This window comes from Luteimonas salinilitoris, assembly GCF_041300785.1.
In the GTDB taxonomy this organism is placed as follows: Bacteria; Pseudomonadota; Gammaproteobacteria; order Xanthomonadales; family Xanthomonadaceae; genus Luteimonas; species Luteimonas salinilitoris.
Window position 1 is genome coordinate 294,967 of record NZ_JBFWIB010000001.1, and the last position, 18,340, is coordinate 313,306.

The 18,340-nt window shown below is 63.5% G+C and carries 17 protein-coding genes; 5 read left to right on the forward strand and 12 right to left on the reverse strand.

The window, feature by feature from the left end; translation table 11 throughout:
* Nucleotides 1-121 precede the first annotated feature (121 nt).
* From coaE to AB5T46_RS01170, 6 genes are all read right to left on the reverse strand, one after another.
* On the reverse strand, nucleotides 122-739 hold the full coding sequence (gene coaE / locus AB5T46_RS01145) for a dephospho-CoA kinase (protein WP_370561974.1): 618 nt from the start codon (nucleotides 737-739) through the stop codon (nucleotides 122-124).
* A 303-nt stretch (nucleotides 740-1,042) separates the two neighbouring features.
* The gene (locus AB5T46_RS01150) at nucleotides 1,043-1,912 is read right to left on the reverse strand and encodes a prepilin peptidase (RefSeq protein WP_370561975.1); all 870 of its coding nucleotides are present in this window, start codon (nucleotides 1,910-1,912) and stop codon (nucleotides 1,043-1,045) included.
* 11 nt (nucleotides 1,913-1,923) lie between these two features.
* Nucleotides 1,924-3,201 (reverse strand): type II secretion system F family protein, encoded by a 1,278-nt coding sequence (locus AB5T46_RS01155; RefSeq protein WP_370561976.1) that lies wholly within the window; start codon nucleotides 3,199-3,201, stop codon nucleotides 1,924-1,926.
* A gap of 256 nt (nucleotides 3,202-3,457) precedes the next feature.
* The gene (pilB, locus tag AB5T46_RS01160) at nucleotides 3,458-5,179 is read right to left on the reverse strand and encodes a type IV-A pilus assembly ATPase PilB (protein ID WP_370561977.1); all 1,722 of its coding nucleotides are present in this window, start codon (nucleotides 5,177-5,179) and stop codon (nucleotides 3,458-3,460) included.
* Between the two features lie 94 nt (nucleotides 5,180-5,273).
* Complete coding sequence (locus AB5T46_RS01165; RefSeq protein WP_370561978.1) at nucleotides 5,274-7,214, reverse strand: hypothetical protein; 1,941 nt, start codon at nucleotides 7,212-7,214, stop codon at nucleotides 5,274-5,276.
* 75 nt (nucleotides 7,215-7,289) lie between these two features.
* A complete protein-coding gene (locus AB5T46_RS01170; RefSeq protein ID WP_370561979.1) occupies nucleotides 7,290-7,727 on the reverse strand; it encodes a pilin in 438 nt (145 codons plus the stop codon).
* A gap of 426 nt (nucleotides 7,728-8,153) precedes the next feature.
* Between AB5T46_RS01170 and AB5T46_RS01175 the strand changes: the two genes are divergently transcribed.
* The 4 genes from AB5T46_RS01175 to AB5T46_RS01190 are packed head-to-tail and all read left to right on the forward strand — an operon-like array spanning nucleotide 8,154 to nucleotide 10,999.
* Nucleotides 8,154-8,516, forward strand: coding sequence for a DMT family transporter (locus AB5T46_RS01175; RefSeq protein WP_370561980.1), 363 nt, complete (start codon nucleotides 8,154-8,156; stop codon nucleotides 8,514-8,516).
* A gap of 34 nt (nucleotides 8,517-8,550) precedes the next feature.
* Nucleotides 8,551-9,345, forward strand: coding sequence for a glycosyltransferase family 2 protein (locus AB5T46_RS01180; RefSeq protein ID WP_370561981.1), 795 nt, complete (start codon nucleotides 8,551-8,553; stop codon nucleotides 9,343-9,345).
* The gene (locus tag AB5T46_RS01185) at nucleotides 9,342-10,394 is read left to right on the forward strand and encodes a glycosyltransferase family 2 protein (protein WP_370561982.1); all 1,053 of its coding nucleotides are present in this window, start codon (nucleotides 9,342-9,344) and stop codon (nucleotides 10,392-10,394) included. The genes AB5T46_RS01180 and AB5T46_RS01185 overlap by 4 nt, the downstream gene beginning before the upstream one ends.
* Nucleotides 10,391-10,999 carry a methionine biosynthesis protein MetW gene (locus tag AB5T46_RS01190; protein ID WP_370561983.1) on the forward strand — a complete coding sequence of 203 codons (609 nt, stop codon included), beginning with the start codon at nucleotides 10,391-10,393 and terminating at the stop codon, nucleotides 10,997-10,999. The genes AB5T46_RS01185 and AB5T46_RS01190 overlap by 4 nt, the downstream gene beginning before the upstream one ends.
* Here AB5T46_RS01190 and AB5T46_RS01195 read toward each other — a convergent pair.
* The 6 genes from AB5T46_RS01195 to AB5T46_RS01220 all read right to left on the reverse strand — a co-directional run bounded on the left by AB5T46_RS01195 (nucleotide 10,996) and on the right by AB5T46_RS01220 (nucleotide 16,728).
* On the reverse strand, nucleotides 10,996-11,721 hold the full coding sequence (locus AB5T46_RS01195; RefSeq protein ID WP_370561984.1) for a hypothetical protein: 726 nt from the start codon (nucleotides 11,719-11,721) through the stop codon (nucleotides 10,996-10,998). The two genes, AB5T46_RS01190 and AB5T46_RS01195, sit on opposite strands and share 4 nt — an antisense overlap.
* Before the next feature lie 242 nt (nucleotides 11,722-11,963).
* The gene (gene nadS / locus AB5T46_RS01200; protein ID WP_370561985.1) at nucleotides 11,964-12,251 is read right to left on the reverse strand and encodes a NadS family protein; all 288 of its coding nucleotides are present in this window, start codon (nucleotides 12,249-12,251) and stop codon (nucleotides 11,964-11,966) included.
* Nucleotides 12,252-12,351: 100 nt separating this feature from the next.
* Nucleotides 12,352-12,759, reverse strand: a complete 408-nt coding sequence (locus AB5T46_RS01205; protein ID WP_370562427.1) for a nucleotidyl transferase AbiEii/AbiGii toxin family protein — start codon at nucleotides 12,757-12,759, stop codon at nucleotides 12,352-12,354.
* Nucleotides 12,760-12,819: 60 nt separating this feature from the next.
* Entirely contained in the window at nucleotides 12,820-13,260 is a 441-nt protein-coding gene (locus AB5T46_RS01210; RefSeq protein WP_370561986.1) for a helix-turn-helix transcriptional regulator, read from the reverse strand.
* Nucleotides 13,261-13,422: 162 nt separating this feature from the next.
* Nucleotides 13,423-14,796 carry a sigma-54-dependent transcriptional regulator gene (locus AB5T46_RS01215; RefSeq protein ID WP_370561987.1) on the reverse strand — a complete coding sequence of 458 codons (1,374 nt, stop codon included), beginning with the start codon at nucleotides 14,794-14,796 and terminating at the stop codon, nucleotides 13,423-13,425.
* A 324-nt stretch (nucleotides 14,797-15,120) separates the two neighbouring features.
* Nucleotides 15,121-16,728, reverse strand: coding sequence for a sensor histidine kinase (locus AB5T46_RS01220; RefSeq protein ID WP_412753979.1), 1,608 nt, complete (start codon nucleotides 16,726-16,728; stop codon nucleotides 15,121-15,123).
* Nucleotides 16,729-17,113: 385 nt separating this feature from the next.
* Here AB5T46_RS01220 and sucC point away from each other — a divergent pair, with 385 nt between their 5' ends.
* On the forward strand, nucleotides 17,114-18,280 hold the full coding sequence (gene sucC, locus AB5T46_RS01225) for an ADP-forming succinate--CoA ligase subunit beta (RefSeq protein ID WP_370561989.1): 1,167 nt from the start codon (nucleotides 17,114-17,116) through the stop codon (nucleotides 18,278-18,280).
* The last annotated feature ends 60 nt before the right edge of the window (nucleotides 18,281-18,340 follow it).

Genomic DNA, 18,340 nt, shown 5'->3' on the forward strand with positions numbered 1-18,340 from the left:
CATCGCGCGCATGGCACGCTCCTACGAAAGCGGACGCATCGCTCGTACGACGCTGGCGCGACCATACGCCGGTGCAATCCGGCTGCGGGCCTCGCCGTGCAGCATCGAGGCATGGTGGCGCCTACGCATGCACGATCGCAAGCACGCGGTAACGTCGATCCAGCGCCGCCACGTGCGTGTCCAGCATCTCCAAAGGGCCGTCGTTGAAGATGGCGTCGTCGGCCAGCGCCAGCCGTTCGCGCCGGGTCGCCTGCACCTCGATCATCCGCGTCGCCAGCGCATCGTCGATGCCGTCGCGCCGCAACAGCCGTTCGCGCTGCATCTCCACCGGCACGTCCACCACCAGGATCCGCTGCAGCCAGGGATAGGCCGCTCGTCCACCGCCCTCGGCCAGCAGCGGGATCGCGGCGATCGCGTACGGCCCCGGAGCCGCCTCGCAGGTCGCGCGCAGGGCGGCGCGCACGCGCGGGTGCACGATCGCCTCCAGCCTGCGGCGTTCGGTGTCGTCCATGAACACCCGGCGCCGCATCGCGGCGCGGTCGAGCGCGCCGCTCGCATCGAGCACGTCCGGCCCGAACGCCGCCGCCACCTCCGCCAACCCCTCGCTGCCGACCGCCACCGCCTCGCGCGCGGCGATGTCGGCGTCCGCCACCGTCACCCCACGCGCCTCGAAACGCCGCGTGACCTCACTCTTGCCGGAAGCCACGCCCCCAGTCAGCCCGATGATGTAGTCGCTCATGGCCCTTTGTAACCGGCATCGCCGCGCGACGGAAGGCTGTCGGCTCGCCGCCGCTCGTCGTAGGAGCGCGCCATGCGCGCGATACCGCGGACATTTCGCCGCCACGGGAACCCGGCCACCGGCGTGGTTTCCGGCTCGTGACGGGACCGCCGATGGCCGGGACCGGGACGTCGCCGGCATCGCGCGCATGGCGCGCTCCTACGAACGGCACCGTTCGTTACACGTGCGATGCCCCGGTGGTCGCGCTCCGCTGCGAATCGGGCCCGCAATTCCAGCCACGCCGGCATCGCGCGCATGGCGCTCCTACGTAACGGAGAGCCCGCTATATCGCAAGTACAGCGCGATCAGATCGCCGCCCCACATGAAGACCACCCAGCCGGCGATCGCCAGGAACGGCCCGAACGGGATCGGCGTGGCACGGTCGCGGCCCTTCATCGCCAGCCAGATCGAGCCGAGGATCGCCCCGCTCACCGCCGACAGCAGGATGATTGGCAGGATCCCGGTCAGCCCGCACCAGGCCCCCAGCGCCGCCAGCAGCTTGAAATCACCGTGGCCCATGCCCTCCTTGCCGGTGATCTGCTTGAACAGCCACCACACCGACCACAGGCTCACGTAGCCGGCCACCGCGCCCAGCAGCGCCGGCTTGGCCGGCATGTACAGGTTGTCGGCCGCGGCGATCAGGCCCAGCCACATGAGCGGCAGGGTCAACTGATCCGGCAGCAGCTGTGTCCGCAGGTCGATGCCCGACAGCGCGATCAAGAAGCACGTCAGCACGATCGCCCCGAACCCCTGCCAGCCGAACCCGAACCGCCACACGCATGCCACCACCAGCAGCATCGTCAGCAGCTCGACCAGCGGGTACTGGATCGAGATCGGCGCCTTGCAATGGCGGCACTTGCCGCGCAGCGCCAGCCAGCTGAACACCGGGATGTTCTCGTACCAGGACAGCTGGTGGCCGCAGTGCGGGCAGTGCGAGCGCTCCACCACGATTCCCGGCGGCGGAGGGTCGTAGAGCTCCGGCTCCTCCAGGATCTCGCGCGAGTCGCGCTTCCACTCCCACTCCAGCCGCCTGGGCAGGCGCAGGATCACCACGTTGAGGAAGCTGCCCACGAGCAGCCCGAGTCCGGCCGCGGCCGGAAAACCGAGGCCGGGGTGCTGGTCGAGGAATGCCATCTATGCGGCGGTCAGATCGTGGCCGCCAGCTTGAAGATCGGCAGGTACATGCCGACCACCATGGCACCCACCACGATGCCGATGAAGATCATGATCATCGGTTCGATCAAACTCGACAGCGCATCTACAGCGTTGTTCACCTCTTCCTCGTAGAACTCGGCGACCTTGAACAGCATCGTGTCCAACGCGCCGGCCTCCTCGCCGATGGCGGTCATCTGCACCACCATGTGCGGGAAAAGATTCACCTGCTTCATCGCCATGTTCATCTGGTAGCCCACGGCCACGTCGTCGCGGATTCGGTAGGTCGCCTTCTCGTACACAGTGTTGCCGGTGGCGCCGGCCACCGATTCCAGCGCCTCCACCAGCGGCACGCCGGCCTTGAAGGTGGTCGCCAGGGTGCGCGCGAAACGCGCGATCGAGGCATTGTGCAGGATCTGCCCGATCACCGGAATCTTCAGCATCATGCGATCCATGAAGTGCTGCATGCCCGGCGAGCGCTTGTATGCATAGAGAAAGCCGAAGATGGCGATGATGGCGATGCCCAGCATCGCCCACCAATACGACACCAGGAAGCGGCTGGCCCCGACGATCAGCTGGGTGAAGGCCGGCAGTTCGGCGCCGAAGCTTCTGAACACCTGTTCGAACTGCGGCACCACGAAGATCAGCAGGATGGCGCTGACCAGGATCGCCACCACGATCACGGTGGCCGGATAGAACAGCGCCTTCTTGATCTTGCCCTTCAGGCTTTCCAGGTTCTCCTTGTAGGTGGCGATGGTGTCGAGCACCGTCTCCAGCACGCCGGCCGCCTCGCCCACTTTCACCAGGTTGCGGGTCAGTTCGTCGAACTGCACCGGGTACTTGCCCAGCGATTCCGAGAAGGAAGTGCCGTTCTCGATCTCCACCCGCAGGTCGTTGACCATCGACGCCATCTTCGGGTTCTTGTGGCCGCTGCCGATGATCTCCAGCGCCTGCACGATCGGGACGCCTGACTTGATCATGGTCGCGATCTGGCGGCTGAAGACCGCGATCTCCTTCGGCGTGATCTTGCGCCCGGTGCTGCCGAACAGCGGCTTGGGCTTGGTCTTGACCAATGTAGGGTTGATGCCCTGCTTGCGCAGTTCGGCGCGCAGCATGTTGGCGCTCTTCGCCTGCTGCTCCCCTTTCATCCTGGTGCCGCGCTTGTCGGTGCCCTCCCAGACGAAGGTGTCGAGGGTCACACCCCTGCGCGCAGTGGCGGGCCTCGCCCCCTTACGCGTGGCGGTCTTGGCGGCGGTACGAGTCACGGCCATCTCTGAGCTCCCCTGGCCCGGCCTCCCCGGCCGGTGATGATCCCGCATGGTAGCCGGTTGCGGGCGAATGTGAAATTTGCGTTTGTGACGGCCCGCAGGGTTTGGGCTACCCATCCCCGGCTGCCTCCCCCGTAGGAGCGCCCCATGGGCGCGATACCGGCGCGGCTGGGTCTCACATCGGAGGCTGAGGTTCCGGAAGTCGGGGGTTTTTGAGGATGCGGGCATCGCGCGCATGGCGCGCTCCTACGAGGTCGGGTCAGTCCTTGGTCACCCGGTTGATCTCCGCCAGGCTGGTCACCCCCTTCTTCGCTTTCAGCAGCGCCGACTTGCGCAGGTCGTTGATCCCGGCCCGCTCCGCCACTTCGGCGATCTGCATCGCGTTGCCGCCCTGCAGCACGATCTCCTGGATCGCATCGCTCATCGGCATCACCTGGTAGATGCCGGTGCGCCCCTTGTAGCCGTTGGTGCACTCGTCGCAGCCCACTGCCTCGTAGATCTTGATTCCTGCGTGCACCTCGTCGGCAGTAAAGCCCTCCGCCAGCAGCGCCACGTCCGGCAATTCCACCGACTTCTTGCAGCGGTCGCACAGGCGCCGCGCCAGGCGCTGGGCGATCACCAGCGTTACCGAACTGGTGATGTTGTACGGCGCGATGCCCATGTTCATCAGGCGCGAGATGGTCTGCGGCGCATCGTTGGTGTGCAGCGTCGACAGCACCATATGGCCGGTTTGCGCCGCCTTGATCGCGATCTCGGCGGTCTCCAGGTCGCGGATCTCGCCGACCATGATCACGTCCGGATCCTGGCGCAGGAAGCTGCGCAGCGCCGCGGCGAAGGTCATGCCGCGCTTGACGTTCATCTGTACCTGGTTGATCCCGCTCATGCGGATCTCCACCGGGTCCTCCACCGTGGAGATGTTGCGTAGATCGTCGTTGAGGATGTTCAGCGCGGTGTACAGCGATACCGTCTTGCCCGAACCGGTGGGGCCGGTCACCAGCACCATCCCGTATGGTTTCTGGATGGCCTCCACGAACAGCGCCTTCTGGCCCTCCTCGTAGCCCAGCTTGTCGATCCCCAGCTTGGCCGCGCCGGCGTCCAGGATACGCAGCACCACCTTCTCGCCGAACAGCGTGGGCAGGGTGCTGACGCGAAAGTCGATCTGCTTGGTCTTGGACAGGTTCAGCTTGATGCGCCCGTCCTGCGGCACCCGCTTCTCGGCGATGTCCAGCTGCGCCATCACCTTCAGCCGCGCGGTGATGCGCTGGTTCAGCTTGACCGGCATCCTGGCGGTCGGCTTGAGTAGGCCGTCGATCCGCAGCCGCACCCGGTAGTCGTTTTCGTACGGCTCGAAGTGGATGTCCGAGGCGCCTTTCTTGATCGCCTCCACCAGTACCTTGTTGACGAACTTCACCACCGGGGTGTCGTCGCCCTTGGCGTCGCTGCCGCTGTCGGTGGCGATCTCGTCGGCGCCCACGTCCAGCCCTTCCAGGCCGTCGGAATCCTCCAGGGCGTCGGCGAAGCTGTCGTGGACCTCCAGCCAGATCTCCAGCGTGCGCTTCAGCGTGTCCTCGTCCACCAGGATCGGTTCCACCACCAGGTTGGTATGGAACTTCACCTCGTCCAAGGCATGCGTATTGGTCGGATCGGCGGTGCCCACGAAGAGCTTGCCGCCGCGCTTGAACAGCGGCAGCACGTTGTGCTTGCGCAGCAGGTCTTCCTTGACCAGTTTCACGGCACACTGGGCCGCATCCATCACCGCAGGATCGAACGCCGGCATGCCGAACTCGATGGAGTTGGCCGCAGCCAGCTGCGCTGCGCTGACCAGCCGGTGCTCACGAAGGTAAATGGCGACCTGCTTGCGTTCGGCCGTGGCCTTGTCCAGAGCTTCGCGTGCGGCTGGTTCGTCGAGCGCGCCGTCCAGTACGAGCCGACGGGTGATGCCGGTGATGCCGACAAGATTAGCAGATGGAACGGCATTCATCTTCGATGCTCCCCTCAGATCATCCCGACTTTACCGCAGTCTACGTCGATTGGTGGATAAACAGGTCAGCTTGAAATTGCTGGTTATGCAGTGCTCAACGTTTGTGATCCAACCCATCTGAGGCCGATTGGTCTTCGACAAACTCCCGCGCGAGTCTGATCTCCCTCCGCCAATGATCATCGTAGATTCGTGGCATTTCATCTAGACGGGCGAGGACATCTATAGCAAGGCTATGCTTTCCATTAATGGCATATGCGCGCGCCAAGACAAGACCTAATGGCATGGTTGGATTTGCGCGCCAGCCGATTTCCGCCTGTTCTTCGGCTAGATCCCAGCGACCACCACGAGCATAAAGCTGGCTCGCGATTCTGCGCATCGTTGATTTATTCTGCGTTGCCTCCGGATGACTAGTTGCAGCGTCTGCAAGCATTGCCAAGCTCCGGGCAAAGACGTCGGGAGGTATCTGGCTGCATTCACCGTTTCTCGTTACTGCTTCCTGCAGAATCGCGAGGTGAATTTCATGAACCGTGATGAGTGGCGTCGCGTCTTTGAGCGCAATATCAAGTTCGTTTGTGTCCACGGAGGCCCCGCTGATACATCGAACTACTAGGCGGTCTATTCGGCCGATCAGCCTTTGCCGGGAATCAGGGTGTGTAAGCATCGGCTCCAAGGTCGCGAGGGCATCAGCATAGTTCTTGGTACGCAAGGAGAGGGCTACCCTGTCAAGCCGTACTCGAATCGAATCAGGATGGTGGCGTATGCCTTGCTCGGTCATCGCGTATTCGTCTTGCCAGACAAGCACGCGCGCATATGTAGATAAGGCGAGAGCGCCGATTAAGAGAAAAACGGATAGCCACAGCAAGCGTGGACGTATAGAAAGACGTATAAGAGGTGTCGATGTTAAACGTCTAACAACAGAGCAGGCCATGAGAAGTAGGCCAAACGCCGGAAGATAGTTCCTGTGTTCATAGTACATTTCGAGCGGGAGAAAACTGGCTTCAACGCTATGGGCCGCCAAGAAGAAAAACCAGCCAGCGAACAGCGTAGGCATTTGTCTACGTTGAAAAATGGTAAGAAGGCTGATCGCAACAAGGGCGATAACGGCCCCGATGGTCGACATGGGCGTGAAGAAATTTGTGGAGACGATATAATCGTCAGTGTATAGGCCCATGGCAGAACTGCGTGGGAGAAGCCACATGCCAATGTAATCTAATAAAACGCGCGGCTGCGTAATGATCCTTTGTAAAAGGCTGAAGTCCCAGTTTGAATATTCAGCCAATAATCTTCCAGGGAACGATATAAGAAGGACAGCTATTCCTGCTATTGGCAGCAAAGCAAATAGTAAGAAGAAAATATTGATAATCGAAGAGCGGGAACGTTTTTGGAAGTAGGCAAATTCGAGTGCTAGGCAAATAAGGGGCGTAACGGCTGCATTTTGTTTGCTCAATAACCCCAATGCAAAAAGCAGGGGGAAAGCAACAAACAAAGATAATATTCCCTGTCGCACAAGGCCTTTTTCAATCTGTTGTCTGCCAACAACGTAGAGCAATGTGGCTGCGAGCGAGAATAGAGTCGCGAGTTGTGCCATCCGTTGGACGGCGTACAGGACAGTGCTGACCTGTAAAGGGTGAACTAGCCATACAACCGCCGCCAGTGCAGCGGCCAAATTGGCATACGGTGCAATCTTGGAGTCGAGCTGCATCAACCGGCGAAGCAGCAACGCTCCAATCAGCCCGCAGCAAAGGTGGATGACCAAATTGCCAAGCTTGAGCGCGAATGCCCCGGTGCCCCCTAGCCAGGTCGTAAGCATAAAGCTTGCCATTGCGACCGGACGTGAAAAGATGAATGACTCAGGGTTAGGGAGCAGCGTAGGCTGCCAACCCTGATCGCCATTTTGCCAACGGGTTAGGGGGGCAAGATTCCAGTAGTCATCGAATATCAATGGGCCGGATAGTCCCGGCAAATATATCATCGCAGCAATAGTGCACCCGATAAGCAAGATAATTCGGTTGCGTTGGATATTAGATGCATTCATGAAGTCGCCGGAAGTTAGGCGGTGACCAAAAAAAACCCGGCCATTGGCCGGGTTTTTTTTGTTGGGAGTACGTAATTACGGCGTTTTGCGGCATTCGGCCGGGACGTACTTGTGCTGGGCGGCCGGGGTGGTGCATGTCCAATTGATGGGGGCGGTATTGGAAACCTGACTCGGAGTAAAAGTCATGGCCGGCTCGACATCAGCGCCCGTGCTGCGGGTGGTAGTGACGATCGCACCTCCGTCGGCAACGGAGATAGAGGCGACATAGTCGGTAGCATTAGTGCTAAACGTGAAGCCGCTATTGGCGGTAGTCACGAGGCTCAGAGCGCCGAGCGAAGAAGCGGTTTCAGCTACGGCCAGTTTGGCTGGTGCGGTTTGGGCGACGCCTTCCGAGACACGTGAACGGACGGTGTAGTCCTGATAGGCCGGCAGTGCGATGGCGATCAGGATGCCGAGGATCGCAATGACGATCATCAGTTCGATCAAGGTGAAGCCTTTCTGGAACTTCTTCATGGTGTATCCCCTAGGAGTGGATTTGAACTTCACGTGCCGTGTGGCCGGCCGGCGCCGGGTCCGTTGGGCAGCCGTGCGACACCGCACGTGCGTAGGTTTGTAAGCAGGATGCGTGCCAAATTGGACAGTGGGGGCGCGATCACCTTCGCTACAAGTGAGGAGTCACAAAAGTCGGCAGCATCGTAGGATAAGGACTTAGGTAGGCTGACCTTTTACGTCACTTCGTTGCCCGATGTGACAGTTTGCGCAACGAAAATTCCCTTGTATGTTGCCAAAAGAGTGAGCTGGTTCGCGCTCTGGTGGCGGCCTATTGCCGGCATCCTGGCGCTCGGCTGCCCGACCGGATATGGGCAGGTGAGCAATTCAGGGCGTGCGATGATAGGCAGCATTCACAATGGGTAACTAGGCGTGATTCGTGATCTCTTGATGATCCTGTTCGTGACTTGTTCTACGCTTGGGAGTCAGTTGCTGATCAAGGATGCGGTTGTCCGCATCGCAGCTCGAAATCCGGCTCCGGCTGGATTCGACTGGTTGCTAGCCGTTGTCGGGTCGCCGAAAATCTGGGTGGCGGTGACGATCCAAGGAATCGGGTTCCTGGTTTGGATCGTCGTGGTGAGTCGCGTCAAGCTCGGGCCGGCTTTCGCGATGTCGGGTGCGTTCTTCTACCTATTGCTCGCCGGTGCCAGCTGGTACCTGTATGGCGAGCGGCTGGCACCATTGCAATGGGCGGGCATCGTGGTGGTATCTGTAGGCGTGCTCATGATTTCGATGCTTGGCCACAGAGCCTGATCGAAGAGAAAAGAGGGGAAGGTCTTCAGTGGTGATGAAGAACGAACTGCACAGCTTCGTGGTCCCTGTCTATGGGCAGTCCCCTTATTTGCGAGAATGCCTGGAGTCGCTGCGTGCGCAGACATTGCGCTCGCCCATTGTGATTTCCTCGTCGACTCCCTACGAAGGGCTTCGGGCCTTGGCGGAGGAGTTCGACGCACGGCTGGTGCTGCATTCGCCCAACGCAGGCATTGGCCGGGACTGGAACTTTGCGCTCTCTCAGTCGACGACGCCCTGGGCCACGGTAGCGCATCAGGATGATCTCTATCTCCCGACCTTCGCCGAACGCACCGTTGCACAGATCAAGGCATCTTCATCGGCCGTTCTGGTGTTGACCGGCTACGCAGAGCTGTTCGATGGACAACGTCGGGCAAACTCCCCGATGCTGCTGATCAAGCGGATACTGCTTGAGCTCGGATTCCTAGGGCGCGAACGCGCTGAAACTGTAAAAGCCAAGCGTCGGACCCTGTGGTTCGGGAGCCCGATTCCATGTCCTTCGGTGACCTTAAGTGTAAGTCGGGCCGCCGCACGATTTCGCGAAGACCTAAAAGTCAATCTGGACTGGGAGGCATGGTTGCGCCTGGCGAGCGAGGAAGGCGCATTCGCCTATGATCGCGAGATATTGATGTTGCACCGAATCCATGCCTCCAGTCAGACCAGTGCGGCCATTCATGATGGAGTTCGGTCGCGCGAAGACCTGATGATGTTCGAGTCGATATGGCCGCCGCCGATCGCGCGAATCCTGGCACGAGCCTATACATTTTCATATGAAACAGGCCAGGCTTCGTGACGCATCGCAGCGAGAATACTGCCGGTACAGCGACACCGAGTGAGTTGGTTGCGGAGAAGGCTTTGCCGCGTGTTGCGGTTGTCATTCCCAGCTATCGGGTTCGTAGTGCCCTGCTGGGTGTGATTGATCGGATTCCGTCGCTGGTCGAGCAGATCCACGTGGTTGATGACGCCTGTCCGGAAGGTTCGGGCCGACATGTACAGACGCATTGCACGGATCCCCGGGTGAGCGTGCATTTCAATGCGAAGAATCTCGGCGTCGGCGGTGCAACGATCGAAGGCTATCGCGCGGCGATGGCGAGTGGCGCGGATATCGTCATAAAGATGGACGGTGACGGTCAAATGGATGCGAAGGCGCTACCGCAGTTGATCGGACCAATCGTGCGTGGCCAGGCAGATTATACCAAGGGAAATCGCTTCTATGATCTGACGCAGATCGGAAGAATGCCGTGGTTACGCATCCTGGGCAACGCGGTGCTGTCGTTCATGACGAAGTTGTCATCGGGGTACTGGGATCTGTTCGATCCGACCAACGGCTATACAGCAATCCATACGCGGGTGCTGGCCGGACTTCCGTTGGAGAAGTTGAGTCGCCGCTACTTCTTTGAGACGGATATGCTGTTCCGGCTCAACATCATTCGCGCGGTAGTAGCCGATGTACCGATGGAGGCGAGATACGGCACCGAGACCAGCAACCTGCGGATATCCAGGGTTCTGCTTGATTTTGGCTTCAAGCATGTGCGCAACTGCTGCAAGCGGCTGTTCTACAACTATTTCCTTCGCGACATGTCGCTGGCATCGGTTGAGTTGCTGTTCGGGGCGGTTTTCCTGGGCTTGGGCTTTGCGATGGGGCTGTGGTTCTGGGTGGAATCGGCGCGAACCGGTATTACCGCCTCGGCAGGTAGCGTGACGTTGGTTGCGTTGCAGATCATCGTCGGTCTGCAGTTGATCCTCGGCTTTCTTGCCTATGACATCGCATCGGTGCCGCGCCGGGTTCTGCATCAGTTGCTCCCGTGGCAGGCGCCGGAATCAGGTAGGGAGTCCAGATGACTGGCCAATTTGATGATGGCTACACTCGTTATCAGACCGGTCGCAGTCCGCTTCGTAAGCTGATACGAGGCTTCTATCTGCGTAGCGCACGCTCCCTGCTACGCGGCGCAACGGTTGACTTCGGGTGCGGCGTCGGAGAGCTGCTGAAGACGCTGCCAGCTGGATCCCGTGGGTTGGAATACAATCAAGCGACTGTGAAGCACTGCCGCGGCCGAGGGCTCGAGGTCGATTGGTACGACGGCGAGCAGGATGACTGGCAGCTTTCGATTCTGAGCGAGTTCAGCTTTCAGTCGATGGTGATCAGCCATGTCCTGGAGCATCTGGAGGCTCCAGTCAAGATTCTGAACAGCCTACTGTCAGCTAGTGCACGACTCGGCATCGAGAGAGTGCTCATAGTAGTGCCCGGGCGAGCCGGGTTTCGCATCGATGCGACTCACCGCATTTTTGTTGATCGCGCGATGCTCGCGAAGCAGGAGGTGGTGGACGGAACCGGATATTCCTTGCGTATGACGCGGTACTTTCCAGGGAATTCAAGAAAGATCGGCGACTGGTTTCCGCATCACGAGCTGCAGGCGTTATACCTTCGCTCCAGCGACGAGCGCTAACGTTCCGCGCGCTCGGCCACCACGCGCAGTGGTCGGCCGGTGGCCTTGTCCATCAGCATGACGGCTTCGCCGCGTCTGGAGATCACGGGAAGCCAGCCTAGATCCGAAGCGACCTTGCCTGTCCTGTTGATGTCGTGATCGTCGATATCTATGGCTTTGGCCGGTTTTGCGGCTTTAGCCAACTCAGATGCCATCTGTTCATAGCGCATGTAGTATTTCGGCGAGCGCTCGATACCTGCGCCGCCTGCCATGAACTCCTCGATGATCTTCCGACGCTCATCGGCAGCTTCTGGCATGCGCGTTGCCACCAGGATAGGCCCTGCCCAAGAGAGCTTTCGCCATTTTGGATCGGCCGCGCGCGCAAGATCTTGATCGTCGATCTCGTTAGCGAAGACGACAGTAAATGTCTCCGGTGTTCCCACCAGGAAAACCGGCCGGGAAGACCATAAGGTGTGTAAGCCGTAGGCTAGAAAGGCGAGCTGAGCAATCGCCACAACGGCGAGGTCGAACTTTAGTCCGCGCTTGCCCGGCCGGTAAAGAATTAGTGTCAACAATGGGCCTGCGGTGAGGTCAATGCCAAGCATGACCAGAAGGATGCGGTCCAGGCTTGCCACCCGGTACAGCGCATAGGGGTACCACAGCAGGAAGGCGGTGATGGCGATGCCGCCGATCACCAGCAGGCTGAGGCCGAAGTGGGAGGCGGAGGCTTTCCAGCGATTCATGGCGCGGGATTGTTTCCATTGCGCCGGGTCTTGGCAAGAGTTGAGGTGAGAGAAGGTCAGGCAAGGTCAGGGCAGATGGCGCAATTTGGCAAGGCTATGCCGTGCCCGTGAGGGGCGGTGCAGTGGCGCGTGCGGCCAGAGTGTGCGGGCTTCGCGCGCATGGCGCGCTCCTACAAGTCCGAGCCTCTTCAGCTTGTAGCGCAGCGCGCGGAGGGTGATGCCCAAGGCGGTCGCACTGGACATCAGCGCAGGGCGCGGATGGCGGCTTCGGGCTCGCGCTCGATCACGCCCAAGAGGGCCTTGGCCGGGCCGGTCGGTTCGCGCCGGCCCTGCTCCCAGTTGCGCAGAGTGCCGACTTCGACGGCGATCAGGCGGGCGAACTTGACCTGCGAGAGATTGGTTGCGGCACGAATGCGCTTCACGTCGGTGGAATCGACGTGGAATTCGCGGCTGGGCGCACGTTCGCCGCGGGCGATTTCGCCCATTTCGGTCATGCTTTCGACCAGTTCGGCAAACAGCTTCTTGTCCATTGCTACCTTGCGTCGCGCTGACCGTATAGGGGATGCGGGTGCCCAAGGGGTGGGGCGGTCCTGGCCTCCTGCGGCGCCCGCTGGAGGGCGATTCGGCGGGTTACGCCGGTTTGCCGGCTGGGTGTGCCTCGAGGGTGCGGAGAATGTCGTCGCCCGATTCGGGTGGCATGGCCAGGGCCATGAGGCATTCGCTTCGATATGCGGGGTCGCGGAGCATGTCGACGCCCATGGCGTAGTAGCGGCCGATCGCGTTGCCGTAGGCGCGGGTGGCTTTATCGGTGGCGGCGGTGGGGATGGGCCCCCAGTGGCGGATCATGAAAGCGAGGTCGATCAGGTCGCGGCTGCGCTGAGAGCGGTCCAGCGCCCGGTCGGCGTTGGCGAGCAGCTTTTCGGCATAGAGGTCTTCGCGCGTCAGCACCGGTACGCCCAGGCGGTCGTCGCGCCGCCCCTCGATGGGGATACGGCCTTCGAGCACGAATTCGATGCGGATTGGGGTTTCGTCGCCGATGCGAGGAAGTCGGCATTCATGGCGGCGAGCGCGCGTGCGATGCGCCGATGGTGGGCGCGTTCAAACATGCAGGATGCCGTGGCCGTGGATCCGGACCAGACGGTCGAGCAGGGCGCGCTCGTGGGGCGGCATGCGATCGGCGTCGACCATGTCCCAGTGGCGCTCGTACAGGGCGAGCGCATCGCGTTCGTCCAGGGTCTCGATGCCCGGCTGGTTCCAGAGCAGGCGCTTGAGCTGTGGATAGTCGGCCGGATCGACCCGCGCGGGCCGGAGTTCGGGCTCCAGCCCGAGCGCCTGCATGGCGGCCGCATAGGCGGCGATCGCCACGCCGGGCGCTCCCTGCTCGATCTGGATGATCTTCTGCCGCCGGAGGCGTGCGCGGCGGGCGACGTCGGCCTGGGTCAGTCCCAGGCGTTTGCGTTCGGCGCGCAGGGCGTTGCCGATGCGATGGGGCAGGAGCAGGGGTTCGGGAGCGTTGTGCATGTCCGAAATATAGGACACTTCGCGGCATTTGTCCTGAATCCGTGACATCAGGCGCTGGCGATGGCTGCCGGAATGGCGTGGATCGGGGATGGTGATGGGGGTGGGGTTGCACCGGTCCCAAGGGTTTGCGGGTATCGCGCGCATGGCGCGCTCCTACGAGGGGCGGGGCCGGCTTGGGTGCTACTCGATCCCGAGCTTCTTCAGCTTGTAGCGCAGCGCGCGGAAGGTGATGCCCAGGGCGCTGGCGGTCTTGGTCTTGTTGAAGCGGTTATCCTGCAGCGCCTGCTGGATGGCGGCGCGTTCGATCTCCTCGATGTACGAGGGCAGGGCGCTGGAGGCGGTGTCGTAGGGACTCATGGTGCGCGGGTCCGGCGGCGGCTTGGGGGTGCCTTGGGTGTGGGTGCCCGCGCCGCGGGGGAGTTGCAGGTCGTCGGCCTCGATGTTGTCGCCGTCGGCCATCGCCAACGCGCGCTCGAGGATGTTTTCCAGCTCGCGCACGTTGCCGGGGAAGGCGTAGGCCTCCAGCGTGTCCAGGGCGTCGGTGGACAGTTCCGGCGGCGGCCGGTGCATGGCTTGGGCCAGGCGCTTCAGGATCGCGGTGGAGAGCAGCGGCAGGTCGCCGGTGCGCTCGCGCAGCGGCGGCACGTGCAGGCCGATGACGTTGATGCGGTAGTACAGGTCGTGACGGAAGCTGCCCAGGTCGACCAGCTGCCCCAGGTCCTTGTGGGTGGCGGAGAGGATGCGCACGTCGACGGTCACCTCGGCCGAGGCGCCCACCGGGCGCACGGTCTTCTCCTGGATGGCGCGCAGCAGCTTGACCTGCATCGCCAGCGGCAGCTCGGCCACTTCGTCCAGGAACAGGGTGCCGCCGTCGGCGGCCTGGAACAGGCCCGGCTTGTCGGCGTGGGCGCCGGTGAAGCTGCCCTTCTTGTGGCCGAAGAACTCGCTTTCCATCAGCTCGGTGGGAATCGCGCCGCAGTTGACCGGGATGAACGGTCCGCCGGCGCGCGAGCCCTGGGCATGGATGGTGCGGGCCACCAGCTCCTTGCCAGTGCCGGACTCGCCGCTGATGTGCACCGGTGCCTGGCTGCGCGCGACCTTGGCGATGGTGCGGCGCAGGCCGACCATGGCTTCGGACTCGCCGAACAGGCGGCCGGCGTCATCTGTCTGTGTGCGGCCGCGTTCGTTGAGCTCCAGCGCCTGCTTGACCAGGCCGCGCAGCATGTGGATGTCGACCGGCTTGCTGACGAAATCGAAGGCGCCGGCCTTGAGCGCCTCCACCGCGGCCTCGACGTTGCCGTAGGCGGTGATCACCGCCACCGGGGTGTTGGGGAAGCGGGTGGAGATCTCGCTCACCAGCTCCAGGCCGGAGCCGTCGGGCAGGCGCATGTCGGTCAGGCACAGGTCGTAGGCGACGGTGCCGAGCATCTGCCGGGCGGCGTTGAGATTGGCGGCGGTATCGGTGCGCAGGCCCATGCGGCCCAGGGTCAGCACCAGCAATTCCCGGATGTCGTGCTCGTCGTCGACGATCAGGACGCTGCGATTGTCGCTCATGGGCAGGCTCTTGCGGACTGCGGCTATTGTGCCTCAGAGCACGCGTTCGGTGGCAAAAAACGGCCAGTTCGGGCGGTTTTGGGCAGTGGCGGCTGGGAGGGCGGCGTTTTCCGGCATGTTATCGGCGGGCCGGGGCGTCCCAGGCAGGGGCGATAGGCGACCGGGCGGCGAGTTGCGGCGCGACGGCCGGGATCGGGGGCATCGCGCGCATGGCGCGCTCCTACGTAGGAGCGCCTCATAGGCGCGATGCCGGCGTGGTGCCGGGTCGCGGGTGTTCGGGGTGCCGGCGATGGGTTGTTGTGATGCGGATCGGGCGCCCGGCACTCAGGCGGAGAGCAGGGGGTTGCGGCCGGACAGTACGATGCGGAAGCAGGCGCCGCCGGCGGGGACCGGCACGTAGTCGAGGCTGGCGCCGTTGGCGCGGCACAGCTCGCGGGCGATGTACAGGCCCAGGCCGGTGCCGTGTTCGGAGGTGGTGAAGAAGGGGCGCCCGAGCTGCGGCGCCACGGCGTCGGGGACGCCCGGGCCGCGGTCGCTGACCTCGATCGCCGCCCGCCCGTCGCGTTGCACCACCGCCAGGGTGATCCGCGCCGACTCGCCCGGCATGCGGCCGTAGTTGATCGCGTTCTGCACCAGCACCGTCAGCACCTGGTGCAGGTGCTTGCGGTCGAACAGGCCCGGTAGCGGACGCTCGCGCCCGCCGCCGCGCAGAACGCCGTTCTCGTCCGGCATGATCTGGCGGTATTCGTCGATGAAGCGGCGCACGAAGTCCACCAGGTCGAACTGCTCGGTGATGGCGCGCTCGCGCCGTGCCAGCCCCAGCACGCTCTCGACGATGCCGTTGGTGCGCTGGCACTGCTGGTGGATGATCTGCACCAGGCGACGGTCGCTGTCGGGCAGGTCCCTGGACTCCTCCAGCAACTGCACCGAGTAGCTGATCGCCGCCAGCGGGTTGCGGATCTCGTGCGCGAGGCTGGCCGAGAACCGGCCCATCGCCGACAGGGTCAGCGACTCGGCGCGGCGCGAGACCAGCGAGGCGTCGTCGAGGAACACCAGCACGGTGTTGCCCTCGGCCAGCAGGCGGGCGAAGCGCGGCTGGATCTCGAGTTGCTCGGCGCCGTACAGCAGCGGGGCCTCGTCGTCGTCGCCGCTGCGCAGCCAGTGCTCCAGGCGCGTGGCCAGTTCCGGCGACAGTTCCGACAGCGCGTGGCCCTCGGGGCGGTCGGCGTGGCCGAACAGCTGCAGCGCGGCCTCGTTGGCCAGGCGGATGTGGCGGGTGCCGTCGACCATCAGCACCCCGGTGCGCATGCGGCGGATGATCAGCTCGTTGACGCCGGCCAGGCTCTCAGCCTCCTGGCCGCGGCGTTCGGCCAGCGCCTGGCTCTCGCGCAGGCGCTGGCTGAGCAGGTGGGTCAGGGTGACGATGGCGAAGAAGCTGACGGTGAACATCAGCACTTCCGCCAGCGGGCCCTGGGCGCTGCTTTCGTCCAGGTACGACCAGACGTACTCGGCCAGCATCGCCAGCGCCGCGACCGCGGCAGTGAACAGCCCCAGCCGCAGCCGCAGAAAGAGCGCGGCGGCGCCCAGATTGACCAGCAGCATCAGCGCCACGCCGGGCCCGGCGGTGGGCAGCGCGTGCACCGCCAGCGCCGCGACCACGATGTCGAGCAGGGCGCCGATCAGCGCCTGTTCCGACATGCTGGTGTCCGAGCGCCGCGTCCAGTGGAACAGCGCCAGCGAGGCCGGCAGGTAACCGATGCAGACCGCCCGCGCCAGCATGGCGTTGTGGGGCTCGCCGATCAGCGCCCCGACCGGGCTGAACACCATCAGCGCCAGCATGCTGGCTTCGAGGATGCGGTACAGCGCGAACAGGTGCAGCTCGCGGCGCAGGACGCGGTTGGTGTAGACGGGGCGGGTGGGGGTCGCGAACAAGCGGCGGACCGGCGGAAGCGGTTGCCGTGAGTATAGGCTCGCGACACCGTCGTCCGTAGGAGCGCGCCATGCGCGCGATGCCGCGGGCATTTCGCCGCCACGGGATTCCGGCCACTGGCGCGTCTTCCGGCTCGCGGCGGGGTCGCCGATGGCAGGACCGGATACACCCGCGGCATCGCGCGCATGGCGCGCTCCTACGGACTGGCGGGTCGCCGTCGGCCGCGACCGGGGGCGGTTTTGCCCGGGATGGCCGCATGGGCGAGAATAGCGGGCCGTCCGCGCCCTTCGCCGGCCTCGTGCCGCGATCGACCGTGCGCGGCGAGGCATTCCGGCCGCCCCAGGGCCGCGCCGGTGTGCTCACGACCCTCCCACGCATGGACCCCACATGAATTTCCACGAATATCAGGCGAAACAGCTTTTTGCCGACTACGGCATCGCGGTACCCGCCGGGCGCGTCGCGCGCACCGCGGACGAGGCGGTCGACGTCGCCAAGACGATCGGCGGCGACTTCTGGGTGGTCAAGGCGCAGATCCATGCCGGCGGCCGCGGCAAGGCCGGCGGCGTGAAGCTGTGCAAGACCCTCGACGACGTCCGCGCCGCTGCCAAGACGATGCTGGGCACGAAGATGGAGACCTACCAGTCGGCCGGCGTGGCGCTGCCGGTGGATACGGTACTGGTCACCCAGGCCACCGACATCGCCCAGGAGCTGTACCTGTCGGTGCTGGTCGACCGCGGCACCCAGTCGGTCACCTTCATCGCCTCCAGCGAGGGCGGCGTGGAGATCGAGAAGACCGCCGAGGAGAATCCGGACGCGATCCAGACCCTCAACATCAACTTCGTGCAGAGCCTGCAGCCCTACCAGTGCCGCGAACTCGGTTTCGCGCTGGGCCTGACCGGCAAGCAGGTCAACCAGCTGACGAAGATCATGATGGGCCTGTTCAAGCTGTTCAACGAGAAGGACCTGTCGCTGGTCGAGCTGAACCCGCTGGCGATCCTGAAGTCCGGCGAGCTGGCCGTGCTCGACGGCAAGATGAACTCCGACGACAACGCCGCCTTCCGCCACGCCGACCTGGTGGCGATGCGCGACATCCGCCAGGAGGACGCGACCGAGGTCGCCGCCAGCCAGCACGACCTGAACTACGTGACCATGGACGGCAACATCGGCTGCATGGTCAACGGCGCCGGCCTGGCGATGGCGACCATGGACGTGATCAAGCTGGAAGGCGGCGAGCCGGCGAACTTCCTCGACGTCGGCGGCGGCGCCAACAAGGAGCGCGTGACCGAGGCGTTCAAGCTGATCCTGAGCGACGCCGACGTCAGGGCGATCTTCGTCAACATCTTCGGCGGCATCGTCCGCTGCGACATGATCGCCGAGGGCATCATCGCCGCGGTCAAGGAAGTCGACGTCAAGGTGCCGGTGGTCGTGCGCTTGGAGGGGACCAACGTGGAGGCCGGCAAGGCGCTGCTGAAGAACTCCGGCCTGGCCATCACCCCGGCCGACGACATCAACGACGGCGCGAAGAAGGCGGTCCAAGCCGCCAAGGCCGCCTGACCCCCATTCGCAATTGTAGGAGGGGCTTCAGCCCCGACCCCGGTCGCGGCTGAAGCCGCT